The sequence below is a fragment of the Pengzhenrongella sp. genome, from assembly GCF_036565025.1.
GTDB lineage: Bacteria > Actinomycetota > Actinomycetes > Actinomycetales > Cellulomonadaceae > Pengzhenrongella.
In genome coordinates this window covers 1-14065 of record NZ_DATCNW010000330.1, presented here as the reverse complement: position 1 = coordinate 14065, position 14065 = coordinate 1, and the positions used below count along the sequence as shown (strand labels likewise).

Here is a 14065-nt window from a genome sequence, read left to right as displayed (position 1 = left end):
GGGCGAGCCGGAACGCCTCCGGGTCGGCCGCCGCTCGCAGCAGGGGGTTGGTCAGCAGGGCGCGGGCCGCGCGTACCTGTTCCTCGCGGTCGCGCTCGTCGAGGACCGTGGCGATGCGGGGTGCGAGGCCGTCGAGACCGCGCGGGTCGTGGCCGGCCGTCATACCTCGACCGTCCCGACGAGCGCGATGTCGACCAGGTGGTCCGGTCCGCTCAGCGTCCCGTCCACCGTCCGCAGGCTCATCGGCGGAGCGTCGGGCAGCGGGGTGATGACCAGGCGCAGGCCGCCGTCGGAGGTGGAGATCTCGGCCGTCGCGCCGCCCGGGCGCAGGGCCGCGAGGCCGTCGCCGAGCAGGGCGAGGAACAGCCGAAACGACTCGCGGTCCAGCACGCTGAACCCCGACAGCGGCACGGGACCGTCGGTCAGCACCCGGCGACGCGCGGCGGCGGTCTGCTCGGACTGCTCGCGGGCGCGGTCGGCGAGCAGGGCCTTCGCGTTCGAGCGGTCCGTGACGCGGTTCTGGCGGCCTCGCCGCTCGTAGCTGCCGGTCTTGCGCAGCTGGGGGCTGACCTGCAGGGCAGGCGCGTCCGCCCACGGCGTGGCGGGCCCGACGCGTTCGCGCTCCCAGGCCTCCTCCGTCTCGAGGGTGCTCGAGAGGTGGCGTGCGGAGGTGAGGCCGAAGGCCGTGCGCCAGAGCCGGTGCCGCGACGGCTCGTCGGGAAGCGCGGCGAACCACGAGGCGAGGGTCAGGAAGTCGGCGGACCGGTCCGAACGCCCCGAGTTGCGGTCGTGCAGCGCGGCGACGACGGCGAGCAGGGACGGGATCGCCGAGCGGGCCCGCGCGCGCAGCAGCTTGGCCTCGCTGTCCCGCGCCGGGGTGGCGACGAACCAGTCGGTCAGCCCCTCCCACCGGCGTAGCCACGTGGCGGCGAGCTCGGCGGCGTGGTCGGGTGCGGTGGCCCCTGGCGCCTGCCCGACGCCGGTCGGGGCCGGTCGGGCGGGCCCCGCGCCGGTGGGCGGGCCGGGCGCCAGGCCCGGCGCGGAGTCCTGGGCCTCGCGGTGCGCGGCGATCTCGCACAGGCGCGCGACGTCGTCGGGCGTGAAGCGGCCGAGGAGCTGGCTGATCTGCGCGCCGCGCGTGACCAGGTCGGCGATGAAGCGTTCGAGGTACCCGATCAGGCGGTCCTTGTACGCGAGGAACGCGTCGAGGTCGGCGTCCTGGAGGTCGATCGAGCGCTGCACCGAGCCCATGAAGACCACGGCGTTGTCCGCGAGCTCGGTGAATCTGTCCCGAAGGGATCGCAGGTCCTGGTGGACCCGCGCCTCGTCCAGGTGGCCGTCGGGGTGCGCCAGGGCGTCGCGCAGTGAGCGGAGCAGGATGGCGATGTCCTCGAGCGCGACCGCCTGCAGGGCGCCGCGGGAGCCCAACGAGTCGTCGTACTGGCGCAGCGCACGTTCGGCCGCCTCCCCTTGGTGGGACAGCTGGTAGAGCATGCGGCGGCGGTAGAAGTCCTCGATCGCGGTGACGCGGCTCGAGTCGGGGAAGGCGAGCAGGTTGCCCCAGAGCGGGTCGGCGAGCTTGTCGAGCGCCGCGACGATCGCGTCCTCGGCTATTGGCGGGCCGTCGTCCTCCAACGCCGACCGGACGTCCTCCGGGCGCAGGTGCACCGTGAACCGTTCCTTGGCGCGCACGAAGGCCTGCATGACGCGCCGGTACAGGACGGCGTTGGGCACCGTCGCGTAGGCGAACGGGGCGTAGCTCCCGCCGGGCTGATCGGTGCTCGAAGTCACGCCGGACAGTTTTCCACGGGGAGGGGACAGGCGCGGTCCGACGAGGGCTTGGCCGCCGAAGTAGTGCCGCCGCGCCGGACTAGAGCACTGGAACGCTCTACCTCGGCGGGCGGGTACTACCTCGGCGAAAGGGGCGCGAGGGGGGTGAATCGTTAGCGGGACTGGAGGGCGTCCAGGGCTACGGCCATGGCGGCGGCGACGCGGCCGTCCAGGGCGCCGTCGGGCACGGTGATCACGTAGCGGTCGCGCAGGGAGTAGCGGCGCGTCGAGGCCATCATCAGGCGGCCGGACGGGTCCGTGAAGTCGAAGTGGAAGACGAACGGGATCGGGATCTCGCCGATGAACGGGATCAGCTGCCAGACCCGCCGGAAGACCGCGATCGCGGCGTTGCGCTCCTGGCCGAGGGCGCGCGCACAGGCTCGCACGCGCGGTCCGGCCGCGGGCGACAAATGCCCGACTTCACGCAAATGGGTGTGCCGGGCGGAATGCGGCACCGGAAACGGCCGGTCGCGCACGCCGGGTGGCCTTGACTTCGAGCGCACTTGAAGGCGCAGGCTCGTACGCATGACGACACACACCCTCCCCACCCGCACCCTCGGTAGCGTCGCGAACGGCACGGCGCTGGCTGTCTCCGCGCTCGGCCTCGGCTGCATGGGCATCTCGGAGTTCTACGGCCAGACGCTCGAGCACGGCACCGCGGCGGAGACCGACGGGATCGCCACGATCCGCCGCGCGCTCGACCTCGGCGTGAGGCTGCTCGACACCGCCGACATGTACGGCCCGTTCACCAACGAGCGCCTGGTGGGTGCGGCGATCGCCGGCCGCCGGGACGACGTCGTGCTGGCGACCAAGTTCGGCATCGACCGGGACGTCGCGTCCGGCGCACGGCGCGGCGTCAACGGCCGGCCCGAGTACGTGCGCGCCGCGGCGGACGCGAGCCTGCTCCGGCTCGGCGTCGACCACATCGACCTGTACTACCAGCACCGCGTCGACCCGACCGTACCGATCGAGGAGACCGTCGGGGCCATGGCCGAGCTCGTCGCGGCCGGCAAGGTGCGCCACCTCGGGCTGTCCGAGGCGAGCGCCGCGACGATCCGCCGCGCGCACGCCGTGCACCCGATCACCGCGGTGCAGACCGAGTACTCGCTGTTCACGCGCGACGTCGAGGCGCAGATCCTGCCCGTGCTGCGCGAGCTCGGCATCGGGCTGGTGCCGTACTCCCCGCTCGGGCGCGGCTTCCTGACCGGCACGATCACCTCAACGAGCGAGCTCGCGGCGGACGACTTCCGGCGCGCGAACCCGCGGTTCCAGGGCGCGGCGTTCGAGGCGAACCTCGCGCTGGTCGGCGCGGTCCGCGACCTCGCCGAGGCAAAGGGCATCACCGCCGGACAGCTCGCGCTCGCCTGGGTGCTCGCCCAGGGCGAGGACGTCGTGCCGATCCCGGGGACCAAGCGCATCGCGTACCTCGAGCAGAACGTGGGCGCGGCCGCGGTCCAGCTGTCCGACGACGACCGGGCGGCGCTCGACGCCGCGGTGCCGGCGAGCGCCGTGGTTGGTGACCGGTACGCGGACATGAGCTCGATCAACGCCTGACCGGCGGCGGTTGGGGTGGCTCGGCGGGTGGGCCGGCCGACGTCGGCCCGGCCGCGAGCCGGGTTCGGCCACCGGATGAGTCCAGCGAGCTGCTCGTGCCGTCGGCCGCCCCCGCCCCCGGCCACTACGCCACCGGCTCGATTCGTGCTCCGAACTGGGAGTTGTTGTCCTATTTCGGCGGAGAGCAACAACTCCCAGTTCGATGACGACGAGGGCCCTGGCCGGCTCGGCGGCTGGGGCGGAGCCGGTACTCGGGCTGCCGGGTGGCTCGGTGAGAGCCGGCACGCCGGACCGGGTGGCTCAGCAGGGGCGCCCGAGCGGAGCGAGGAGTCAGCACCGGCCCACTGCGAGACCGCGCGAGCGCTCCCCAAACATTGACTTTGAGTGCACTCGAAGAGTCATCATCGGAGCATGTCCCTCGCGACCCTTGCCCCGCCGCTGTCCATCGCCGACGCCGCGTCGGCGTCGGGCCTGACGACGCACACGCTGCGGTACTACGAGCGGGACGGGCTGATGGTCGCCGGCGTCGGACGGTCGGCGTCCGGACATCGCCGGTACACCGAGCGCGACCTCGCGTGGATCACGATGATCACCCGGCTGCGCTCGACGGGCATGCCGATCCGCGAGGTCCGCGCGTACGCCGAGCTGGTCCGGGCGGGAACGGGCAACGAGGCCGAGCGGCTCGCGCTGCTGCGCGCGCACCGCGAACGGGTGCTCGCCCAGCTGGCCGAGATCAGCGAGAACCTCGAGGCGATCGACCACAAGGTCGAGCTCTACGAGGCGCACCTCGCGAAGTAGGACCCGCCCCGACAGGCCCGGACGTGTCAGACCCAGCGCGCGGTATAGACCGCGCAACGTCTGACAGATGTCTCGCTGCTGGACGTCAGACGTAGCGCGCGCCAGGGATCGCGCGAGGTCTGACACGAGCCGGGGGTGCGGCCCGTGACGAGGAACTCGAGGCGGTCCGGTCGGGGCGAGGGGTCGAGCGGCGCACACCCGTTGACATCGACGCCGTCGCCCGTCATCTGAGGTCATCTCAGGATAGGTCGCGCGCCTTCGTGCTTTGACCTGATCGCTAGGGTGAGCAGCACCTACGTGAGGAGCCGCGATGACCGTCGAATCACACCGCCGGGTGAGCATGCTCGAGGCCGAGGCGCACCTGAGCACCCTGATCTGCGCCGTGGAGAACGGGGAGACAGTGGACATCACCCGGCGCGGTCGACCGGTCGTCACCGTCTCGCCGCTGTTCGCCCCGAAGCGATCGATCGACCTGGCCTGGTTGAAGGTCGTCGCGGACTCGATGCCGCTGCGTGCCGCCGCCGCGGGCGACCTCGCCCGCGAGCTTCGTGAAGCCTCCCGCTACTGATGCGTTCGCGCCGTCCCGAGGTGGTGACCTACCGGGTCCGGGTGGACCTGGACGACTCCGAGCCGCCGATCTGGCGCCGCGTCGAGGTCGCCAGCGACCTGCGCCTGAACGATCTGCACACCGTGCTCCAGGTCGCGATGGGCTGGACCGACTCCCACCTGCACGAGTTCGCGCTGGGCGACTCGCGGCGTGATCCGCGAATCGAGCGGTTCGCGACCGCCGAGGACCTCGCCGACGGCGACACCGGCGTGCCCGAGTCCGAGGTCCGGCTCGACGAGGTGCTCCGCAACGAGGGCGACTCGCTCATGTACACCTACGACTTCGGCGACGGCTGGGAGCACACGCTGCGCCTGGACGCGGTGCTCGCCCGGCCCGACGACGCGCCGCGCGCTCGCTGCACCGACGGCCGGCGGGCCTGCCCGCCCGAGGACTGCGGGGGGATCGGCGGCTACCTCGAGCTGCTCGACGCCGCGCGCGACGACGTCGGCGGGCTGGGCTCCATGGCGGCGGAACGCTTCGACGTCGAGGAGGTCAACGAGCTGTTCGCGCTATGGACGACGTCGGCCGGGACGCCGGGCGCGATCGCCTCGCGCGGGCTGTCGGGGGTCGTGCCGGACGGGCCGCCCTCGTCGATCGGTGTCGCGCACCTGCCCGGACCGGTCGCCGAGCTGCTGGACCGCGCGGACGGTCCTGGACGGTTGACGCTGCTCGGCCTGATCACGCGCGCCGGCCTCGACGCCGCCGTCCTGATCGACACCCGAGCGGCCGAGCGGATGGTGCGGCCGTTCGTCGGCCTGGTGCAGCACGTCGGCGAGGCAGGGGTCGCCCTGACCGCCGCCGGGTACCTGAAGCCGCCGGACGTGCGGGCCGTCGCGGAGGTGCTCGGCGTCGCCGACGAGTGGTTCGGAGCGCTCAACCGGGAGAACCAGACCTACCCGGTGCTCGCCGCGCGCGAGGCCGCGCAGCACCTGGGCCTGCTGCGCGCGGCCAAGGGGCGGCTGCACGCGACGCGCGCCGGCATGCGGCTCGCCGATGACCCGGTCGGCCTGTGGCGACACATCGCGGCCAGGCTCCCGCTCGGCCGGGCTCCCTACGAGCGTGATGCCGGGCTGATCGAGCTGCTCGCGACGGCCGCCGCCGCCGTCGGCGGTGCGGGGGGTTTCGAGACCGAGGTGCGTGCCGGGGGTGTGGAGGGCGCGATGGAGGACCTGGCCACCGCCGAGTCCGACGCCGTCGCGCATGCGGCGGTGATGTCCGCGATCGGGTGGACGCGCGCCGACGGAACCCCGTTGAGCGCCCAGGACGTCGGCGGTGACGCGCGCCGGACGACCGACGTGCTGCGCCGCCTCGGGGTGTTCGCCGGGCGATCCCGGGCAGGCGGAGTCGGCCAACCCACGCGCGACGGCGCCGCCTTCGTCCGTGCGGCCCTCGGCACCTGGCCCTGACGCTCGGGCCAGGCACTCGGCCTGACGTTTGGGCCTGACGCTGGTGCCTGCGGAGATGCACCCGGATGTTCACGGTCCGGGAGTCCGCGCGCCTGGTGGCGTTCACCACGAACCTGCACGGTGAGCCCGCCACCAGCTCACGACGCGCGAGGACCAGACCATGAGACCCGATCGACGCTCGATGATCCAGGCCGGGGCCGGGCTCGCCGTGCTCGCGCTCAGCACGACGCTGGCGGCCGGTCCGGCTGCCGCCGAGCCGGGCGACGGCGACCGGTTCACGTTCGCCGTCATCGGCGACATCCCCTACGGCGACGCGCAGATCGCCGCGTTCCCGCACGTCATCAAGCAGATCAACGCCGACCCGGACGTCCGGCTCGTCGACCACCTCGGGGACATCAAGTCCGGGTCCACGCTGTGCAGCGACGACTACTTCGCGCAGATCAAGGCGCAGTTCGACACCTTCGTCGACCCGCTCGTGTACACCGTCGGCGACAACGAGTGGACCGACTGCCACCGGCCGAACAACGGCGCCTACAACCCGCTGGAGCGGCTGGCCCGGATCCGGTCGGTGTTCTTCGCGCGCCCCGGGTACACCCTCGGCCGGCACTCGGTCCAGGTCGCCTCGCAGGCCGCCGCGGGCTATCCCGAGCAGGTCCGGTACACCCGCGCCGGCGTGGCCTTCGCGGCCCTGCACGTCGTCGGCAGCAACAACGGGCTCGCTGCGTGGACCGGCAACACGGCGCCGACCCCCGAGCAGGCGGCCGAGGTCCGGGACAGGACCGCGGCGGCGATCACCAACATTCGGGATACCTTCGCCGAGGCCCGCGACTCCCACGACCGGTCGGTCGTGCTGCTCACCCAGGCGGACATGTTCGATCCGACCGTGCCGGGCGCGGCGTTCGCCGACTACTCCGCGTTCCAGCCGATCGTGGCGGCCATCGCGAGGGAGTCCGCCGCCTTCGACGGTCCGGTGTACCTCTTCAACGGGGACAGCCACGTCTACAACGCCGACCGGCCGCTCGCTCCGGGGTCGCCGTGGCTCTCGTTCTACGGGATTGACACCCCGTCCGCCAACCTGTCGCGCGTCACCGTCGACGGCTCGACCGGCCTGAACAACTACCTGAAGGTCACGATCGACCCGAGCAACCCCGCCGTCCTGAGCTGGACGCGGGTGCCGTTCGCGTCCTGACCGGAGCCGGCGCACCAGGTTTCGGCAGGGCTCGGCCGCGGGCTTCGCCGCGGGCGAACGGGGCGGGGCATGAACCCGGGCGTCGCCGGGGTTGTATTGCCATGGACGACGTCATGGACGCTTACTCTCGCGTAGTCACCTCGGTCGCGGCGGCGCTGCAACCGAGTGTCCTGTCGGTGCTCGTGCGAGGCCGGTGGGGCAACGGATCCGGGTCGGCGGTGTCGGTCACCGCCGACGGCCTGCTGCTGACCAGCGCGCACGTCGTCGAGGGCGTGAGCGGCGGCGGGGTGGTCGCCGCCGACGGCGAGGAGGCCCCGTTCGACGTCGTCGGGTCCGACCGGCTCTCCGACCTCGCGGTCCTCCGCACGCGCCGCGACCTCGCGCCCCCGGCCGAGCTCGGCGACGCGGACGGGCTCCGCGTGGGCCAGCTCGTCGTCGCGGTCGGCAACCCGCTGGGGCTCGCGGGGTCCGTCACCGCCGGCGTCGTCAGCGCCCTGGGCCGGTCGCTGCCCGTCCGGACGGCGCGCGGCGCGCACGCGATCGACGACGTGATCCAGACCGACGCCGCTCTGAACCCTGGCAACAGCGGCGGCGCGCTCGGCGACGCGCAGGCGCACGTGGTCGGCATCAACACCGCCGTGGCTGGGATCGGGCTCGGGCTGGCGGTACCGGTCAACAGCACGACACGGCGGATCCTCACCGAGCTCATCGCCTCGGGCCGGGTGCGCCGGGCCTGGCTCGGCGTCGGCGGGATGACCGTGGCCATTCCGCGGGCGCTCTCCGAGCGGATCGGGCGGAGCACCGGGCTGCTGGTGTCGGAGGTCGTTCGCGGCAGCCCGGCCGCCGACGCCGGCATCTACCTCGGGGACATCGTGATCGCCTCCGGTGACACCCCGATCTCCGCCGCACAGGACCTTCAGCGGCTGATGCTCGGCACGGCCCCGGGCGGCAGGTTCCAGGTCACGGTCTTCCGCCGCGGCGCCCTGGTCGACGTCGTCGGCGAGCTGGCCGAGCTGGTCGTGTGACTCGCGTGCGCGGTTTGGTTGTTGATCGATCTCAGCAGCCAAAATCGCGCACTCGCGTGAACGGTGGGTGTGACGGGTGTGCACGCGCTAGAACGTACTCATGGCGCGCTGCTTTCCTACGGACCCTGAGTTCAGTGACGAGCGACGGTCTGAGCGGGTGATGTGGGAGGCGCTGCGCGACCAGCTGCCCGACGACGCCGCCCTGTTCTACTCGGTCAACCTGCTCGCGCGAGACCGCGAGCACGAGATCGACCTGCTGGTCGCGTGGCCGGGCGTCGGCTACGCCGCGATCGAGGTCAAGGGCGGGTACGTGACGCGCGACGCCGACGGCTGGCACCAGGGCAGCGGCGCGAACCGGCGCCGAATCGACCCCGTCCGGCAGGCCCAGGACGGGCGGCATGAGCTGACCCGCTACCTCTCGAGCCACCGCGCGGATGCCGCCCGCGCCCGAGCCGCGCACCTGGTGGCGCTCCCTGCGACGACGATCCCGCGGGACTGGGACTCACCGGAGTGCCCGCGCTCCATGGTGATCGACCACCACGACGTCGCGCGCGCGGCCGAGGTGGTGCGGCGGGCCATCGAGGAGCACGGCAAGGGTGCCGTCCCCCTGACCGACGGCGGGCTCGAGGGGCTGATCGAGACGCTGGTCAGCGCGTTGCCGAGCCAGTCTGAGCAGCTCGCGCGCGCCGCCGAGCACGAGCAGCGGGTCGACCAGATGACCCGTGACCAGGCGAGCATCCTCGAGAAGTTGCGCCACCACCGGCGGCTGAAGATCATCGGCGGCGCGGGCAGCGGCAAGACCTGGCTGGCCCTCGAGCAGGCGCGCCGGCTCGTGCGCGCGGGTGAGCGCGTGGCGCTGGTCTGCTACAGCCGCGGGCTCGGGCGCTACTTCGAGCGGATCGTCGAGACCTGGCCCGCGCGAGAGCGGCCCGCGTACGTCGGGCTGTTCCACCACCTGCCCGTCACCTGGGGTGCCGAGACCGGGGCCGACGACGACTCGGACTACTGGGAGCGGCGGCTGCCGATCCGGCTCGGCGAGCTCGCGGCGGCCCGGGCGAACGCCGACCTGTTCGACGCCGTCGTCGTCGACGAGGCCCAGGACTTCAGCGACCTGTGGTGGCCGTCGCTGCTCGCCTGCCTGCGGGACCCGGTCGGCGGCGGGCTGTTCGTGTTCCTCGACGACAGCCAGCGCGTGTTCGCGCGCGAGGGGCATGTGCCGATCGACCTCGCGCCCGTCGTGCTCGCGGAGAACATCCGGAACACCAAGCCCATCGCCCAGCTGTTCGGCAGCCTGTCGGGCGAGCCGATGAACCCCCGCGGCCTCGCCGGCGCGCCCGTCCGCCTCGTCGACGTCGCCCCGGAGGCGGCGATCGGGGCCGCCGACGACGCCGTCGAGGCGCTGCTCGGGGAGGGCTGGCAACCCGGCCAGATCGCGCTGCTCACCACGTGGAACCGGCACCCCGAGCAGCGCAACGCCGTCGACCTGGGCGGGTGGGCGACCTACTGGGACGCGTTCTTCGCCGAGGACGACGTGTTCTACGGTCACGTGCTCGGATTCAAGGGGCTCGAGCGGCCGGTCGTGGTGCTGGCGGTCAACGGATTCCGGGCCGGGGAGCGGGCACGCGAGATGTTGTACGTCGGGTTGTCGCGCGCGCGGTCGCTGCTGGTCGTCGCCGGCCCCCGGGAGCTGGTCGCGCAGATCGGCGGCGGCGGCGTCCGCAAGCGGCTGGAGCGCGCCGTCCCCTGGACCCCCGGCAGCTGAGCGCGCGCTTCGCCGCCGGGTCGAGCACGTGCGCGGGGAGATGCCCCCGCTCGTTGGGTGTCCTCGGCGTGGCCGGTGCGCGTTCCCGCGGGAACGTCGTGGACGGTCGTTCGATCCGTCCGCGCGGAGCATGGTGCTGGTGTGAACCGAGTTGACTGGTTCGACCGGTTCTGGGGTCAACTCCTGTCCCACCAGTCACATGGTCCGCGCCGACGGACGGTGCGGACCGCTCGACACGTGGAGGTCGGGGTCCGCAGGCGTTCCCGCGGGAACGCCTGCGCCGAATTCCTTCCACCGGGCAACCCGCTTGCCCCCGATCGCCCGATCGCCCGATCGCCCGATCGCCCGACCGCCCGACTGGCAATCCCCTGAAACCGTAGAGACCTGATTTTGCTGGATTCGTGCAGCCGGGCTCCCTCTCCCTGCGTAGGGGGCCCACCCGCAGTTGGGGTCAAGGCTGGCCGTAGTCCACCCGAAGGGCTTGGCCTTGACGCCGGCGTGGACGGGACCACACTCGGTGCGCGGTGCCGGTTCATGCTGCCGATTCGCGCCGCGAACTTGGAGTTGTTGTCGTCGGAGCGCCGAAAACACGACAACGACTCCCCGTTCGTGGCGCGAGCGAGCCCGAGGTCCGCGGGCCGAGGCCGTCGATGTCGACGGCGGGTCGAGGCCGTCGGTGTCGATGGCGGACTCGGCCCCTGAGCACCGTGGGGTGGGCGGGGCTCAGTGCATCGCTCGGTGCATCCAAAGTGCAGTGAATGAGGCGTTTTGGTGCACTTTCGCCGCACTGAGGGCTGCACTGAGGTCGAGTCGGCCGGCTGCCCGGACAGCGGGCCCCCGGCGCGTGCGGCGGGCTTGTTAGTGCGGCATTCGCCAGTTCTGGCCTGCGAGTTCGCCATAGTGACGCGAGGTCGTCGGGTTCGACCGGCGAACTCGCCTCAAAACGGCGAACTCGAGGCCGCGGGCCGGTCCGTGTGTGGTGCGGGTGGCGGACGTCCGGGCGAATCGGATCAGTTGGACCCGACCGCCCGACCGCCCGCCCGACCGACCGCGCGTTCGGAGTCGCCGGTGCCGCGGCCTTGGGGTCAGCGGTTGAACTCGGCGGGGTGCGGGCCGGTGCGGCCGTCGCGCTCCAGGGCGTCGATGCCGGCCAGGTCGGCGTCGGTCAGGGTGAAGTCGAGGACGTCGAAGTTCTCCGCGATGCGCGAGGGCGTGACCGACTTCGGGATGACGATCCGGCCCTGCTGGAGGTGCCAGCGGAGCACGACCTGGGCGGCGGTGCGCCCGACCCGGGCCGCGATGGTCGTGATGGCGGGCTCGGACAGCACGGCGCCCTGGGCGAGCGGGCTCCACGCCTCGATCGCGATGCCGTGGGCGCCCGCGAACTCGGTGATGGTGCGCTGCTGCAGGGCGGGGTGCAGCTCGATCTGGTTCACGGCCGGCACGGTCCCGCCGAGGTCGATGATCCGCTGCAGGTGCTCGGGCAGGAAGTTGGAGACGCCGATCGCCCGCACCCGGCCGTCGGCGTACAGCTTCTCGAACGCCTCCCAGGTCTTCAGGTACAGGTCCCGGGCCGGGGACGGCCAGTGGATGAGGTACAGGTCGACGTAGTCGAGCCCGAGCTTCTCCAGGCTGGCGTCGAACGCGGCCGGCGTGGGGTCGCCCTGCTCGGAGTTCCACAGCTTGGTCGTCACGAAGAGCTCGTCGCGGGCGATGCCGGACTCCGCGATCGCCCGGCCGGTGCCGCGCTCGTTGCCGTAGACGGCGGCCGTGTCGATGCTGCGGTAGCCGGCGCCGAGCGCGGCCGAGACCGCCGCGGTCGTCTCGTCGTCGGGCACCTGGAAGACGCCGAAGCCGAGTTGCGGGAGCTGGACGCCGTTGTTCAGAGTGATGGTGGGCATGGGGTTCGGCATCAGGGTCTCCTTGGTGGTTCGTCGTGTTACATGCGGTGCGTGAAACGAGCGGACCGACCGGACTCAGCCGGCCAGGGAGTCGGCGAGCTGCGGAGCCGCGGCGCGTCGGCCGTCGGCGGTTCGTACGGTACGCGCAGCGACCAGCACGACGATCAGGGCGAGCGCGGTCATCGCGGCGCCTGCCCAGATCGGGGACGTGTAGCCGAGGCCCGCGGTGATGGTGACCCCGCCGAGCCAGGCGCCGAGCGCGTTGCCGACGTTGAAGGCGCCGATGTTGGCCCCCGATGCGAGCGTGGGTGCCGTGCTCGCGAAGTGCATCACGCGGGTCTGCAGCGCGGGGATGGTGGCGAAGCCGAAGATGCTCATGAGCAGCAGGGATGCGATCGTCGCGGCGGGGCTCGCCGCGGTGAGCCCGAAGAAGACCATCACGACAGCCAGACCGGCCAGGACCACGATCAGGCTGCGGTCGACGGACCGGTCCGCGGCCTTCCCGCCGAGGGTGTTGCCGATGAAGCCGCCGACGCCGAACAGCACCAGGAGCCACGGCACCGTCGACGTCGGGAAGCCGCTCACCTGGGTGAGCGTGTACGCGATGTACGTGAAGGCGCCGAACATGCCGCCGAACCCGAACACGGTTGCGGTGATCGAGAGCCAGACCTGGCCGGAGGCGAAGGCGCGCAGCTCGCTGCGCAGCTTGCCGCCGGTCGCGCCGTGGCGGTCGGCCGGGACGAGCGCGAGGATGCCGGCGAGCGCGATCACGCCGATCACGGCGATGACCCAGAAGGTCGAGCGCCAGCCGTAGTGCTGGCCGAGCAGGGTGCCGAGCGGGACGCCGAGCACGTTCGCGGTGGTCAGGCCGGTGAACATGAGCGCGACGGCGCCGGCCTTCTTGTTCGCGGGCACCATGTCGGCGGCGACCACCGAACCGATCCCGAAGAACGCGCCGTGGCACAGCGCGGCGACGATCCGACCGGCGAGCAGCCCCTCGTAGGTCGGCGCGGTCGCCGAGAGCAGGTTGCCCACGATGAACAGCACGAACAGCGCCGCGAGAACCTTCTTGCGACCGAAACGCGAGGTCGCCGCGGTGAGCACGAGCGCCCCGACGACGACGCTGAGCGCGTACCCGGAGATGAGCCAGCCGGCGTCGGCCTCGCTGACGGCGAAGTCGGCGGCCACCTCGGGCAGCAGGCCCGCGATGACGAACTCGGTCAGGCCGATACCGAATCCGCCGATGGCCAGGGCGATCAGGCCGAGTGGCATGGTGGGCTCCTTGCTTGGTGTACTAGCGCGGCTAGTTTGCGTACGCTGTTAGTTGCAGACGCGGGTTAGATCGTTGCATGAACCGGTAGCAGGCGCAAGCAACTACTTTGTGGTTTCCGGTGGGTCGAGCGTGAGGCGGAGCGAGCGATGGGCATCAAGGACGACGCGGTCGAGATCCGGGCGCAGGGCTGGCGGACGCTCGCCGCACTGCACGGGCTGATCGAGGCAGCGCTCGCGCGCGCCCTCGGCGCGCACGCCGAGCTGTCGGTCGTGGAGTACACCGTGCTCGATGCGCTCAGCCGGCAGGACGGCTGGCACATGCGGATGCAGCAGCTCGCCCGCGCGACCGCGCTCAGCCCGAGCGCCACGACGCGGCTCGTCACGCGATTGGAGGATCGCGGGCTGCTCACCCGCATCCTGTGCATCGACGATCGTCGGGGGATCTACACCGAGCTGACCCCCGCCGGCCGCACCCTGCTGGACGACGCCGAGCCGGTGCACGCGGCAACGCTGGAACGCGTCCTCGCCGAGGCCCGCGAGTCCGCCGAGCTAGCCCCCCTCGTCGAAGCCCTGCACACCCTCCCCGACCGACTTGTCAGACCGAGCGCGGGCCAGAGCGCGCGCTGAGCCTGACAACTCTTGGGGCCTTGGACGTGTCAGGCGTTGCGCGGTCCAGGGCGCGCGCTGGGGCTGACAACTCTTGGGGGGAGGTCAGTGGGGC

The 14065-nt window shown here is 72.3% G+C and carries 12 protein-coding genes; 8 read left to right on the top strand and 4 right to left on the bottom strand.

What is annotated here, in order from left to right; translation table 11 throughout:
- Positions 1–159: 159 nt before the first annotated feature.
- Together VIM26_RS18990 and VIM26_RS18985 are read right to left on the bottom strand one after the other, a co-directional pair.
- Positions 160–1791 (bottom strand): TIGR02677 family protein, encoded by a 1632-nt coding sequence (locus VIM26_RS18990; protein ID WP_331954128.1) that lies wholly within the window; start codon positions 1789–1791, stop codon positions 160–162.
- 152 nt (positions 1792–1943) lie between these two features.
- Complete coding sequence (locus tag VIM26_RS18985) at positions 1944–2216, bottom strand: hypothetical protein (protein WP_331954126.1); 273 nt, start codon at positions 2214–2216, stop codon at positions 1944–1946.
- Between the two features lie 139 nt (positions 2217–2355).
- On the opposite strand from VIM26_RS18985, the gene VIM26_RS18980 reads away from it, so the two are divergent.
- From VIM26_RS18980 to VIM26_RS18950, 7 genes are all read left to right on the top strand, one after another.
- The gene (locus tag VIM26_RS18980) at positions 2356–3384 is read left to right on the top strand and encodes an aldo/keto reductase (RefSeq protein ID WP_331954124.1); all 1029 of its coding nucleotides are present in this window, start codon (positions 2356–2358) and stop codon (positions 3382–3384) included.
- Between the two features lie 411 nt (positions 3385–3795).
- Positions 3796–4182, top strand: a complete 387-nt coding sequence (locus tag VIM26_RS18975; RefSeq protein ID WP_331954122.1) for a MerR family transcriptional regulator — start codon at positions 3796–3798, stop codon at positions 4180–4182.
- A 310-nt stretch (positions 4183–4492) separates the two neighbouring features.
- A complete protein-coding gene (locus VIM26_RS18970) occupies positions 4493–4750 on the top strand; it encodes a hypothetical protein (protein WP_331954120.1) in 258 nt (85 codons plus the stop codon).
- Positions 4750–6195, top strand: a complete 1446-nt coding sequence (locus VIM26_RS18965; protein ID WP_331954118.1) for a plasmid pRiA4b ORF-3 family protein — start codon at positions 4750–4752, stop codon at positions 6193–6195. Before VIM26_RS18970 ends, VIM26_RS18965 begins: the two co-directional genes overlap by 1 nt.
- Before the next feature lie 160 nt (positions 6196–6355).
- Complete coding sequence (locus tag VIM26_RS18960) at positions 6356–7384, top strand: hypothetical protein (RefSeq protein ID WP_331954116.1); 1029 nt, start codon at positions 6356–6358, stop codon at positions 7382–7384.
- 113 nt (positions 7385–7497) lie between these two features.
- Positions 7498–8409 carry a S1C family serine protease gene (locus tag VIM26_RS18955; protein ID WP_331954114.1) on the top strand — a complete coding sequence of 304 codons (912 nt, stop codon included), beginning with the start codon at positions 7498–7500 and terminating at the stop codon, positions 8407–8409.
- A gap of 157 nt (positions 8410–8566) precedes the next feature.
- Positions 8567–10171, top strand: a complete 1605-nt coding sequence (locus tag VIM26_RS18950) for a nuclease-related domain-containing DEAD/DEAH box helicase (protein ID WP_331954112.1) — start codon at positions 8567–8569, stop codon at positions 10169–10171.
- A gap of 1085 nt (positions 10172–11256) precedes the next feature.
- Here VIM26_RS18950 and VIM26_RS18945 read toward each other — a convergent pair.
- Both VIM26_RS18945 and VIM26_RS18940 read right to left on the bottom strand, forming a co-directional pair.
- On the bottom strand, positions 11257–12084 hold the full coding sequence (locus VIM26_RS18945; protein ID WP_331954110.1) for an aldo/keto reductase: 828 nt from the start codon (positions 12082–12084) through the stop codon (positions 11257–11259).
- 63 nt (positions 12085–12147) lie between these two features.
- Entirely contained in the window at positions 12148–13344 is a 1197-nt protein-coding gene (locus VIM26_RS18940) for an MFS transporter (protein WP_331954108.1), read from the bottom strand.
- Between the two features lie 147 nt (positions 13345–13491).
- Here VIM26_RS18940 and VIM26_RS18935 point away from each other — a divergent pair, with 147 nt between their 5' ends.
- Positions 13492–13971, top strand: a complete 480-nt coding sequence (locus VIM26_RS18935; protein ID WP_331954106.1) for a MarR family winged helix-turn-helix transcriptional regulator — start codon at positions 13492–13494, stop codon at positions 13969–13971.
- Positions 13972–14065: the final 94 nt, after the last annotated feature.

Excerpts from the sequence above, each read along its gene's own strand:
- VIM26_RS18980 (WP_331954124.1), top strand. The coding sequence starts at position 2,356 with ATGACGACACACACCCTCCCCACCCGCACCCTCGGTAGCGTCGCGAAC.
- VIM26_RS18975 (WP_331954122.1), top strand. The coding sequence starts at position 3,796 with ATGTCCCTCGCGACCCTTGCCCCGCCGCTGTCCATCGCCGACGCCGCG.
- VIM26_RS18970 (WP_331954120.1), top strand. The coding sequence starts at position 4,493 with ATGACCGTCGAATCACACCGCCGGGTGAGCATGCTCGAGGCCGAGGCG.
- VIM26_RS18965 (WP_331954118.1), top strand. The coding sequence starts at position 4,750 with ATGCGTTCGCGCCGTCCCGAGGTGGTGACCTACCGGGTCCGGGTGGAC.
- VIM26_RS18960 (WP_331954116.1), top strand. The coding sequence starts at position 6,356 with ATGAGACCCGATCGACGCTCGATGATCCAGGCCGGGGCCGGGCTCGCC.
- VIM26_RS18955 (WP_331954114.1), top strand. The coding sequence starts at position 7,498 with ATGGACGCTTACTCTCGCGTAGTCACCTCGGTCGCGGCGGCGCTGCAA.
- VIM26_RS18945 (WP_331954110.1), bottom strand. The coding sequence starts at position 12,084 with ATGCCGAACCCCATGCCCACCATCACTCTGAACAACGGCGTCCAGCTC.
- VIM26_RS18940 (WP_331954108.1), bottom strand. The coding sequence starts at position 13,344 with ATGCCACTCGGCCTGATCGCCCTGGCCATCGGCGGATTCGGTATCGGC.
- VIM26_RS18935 (WP_331954106.1), top strand. The coding sequence starts at position 13,492 with ATGGGCATCAAGGACGACGCGGTCGAGATCCGGGCGCAGGGCTGGCGG.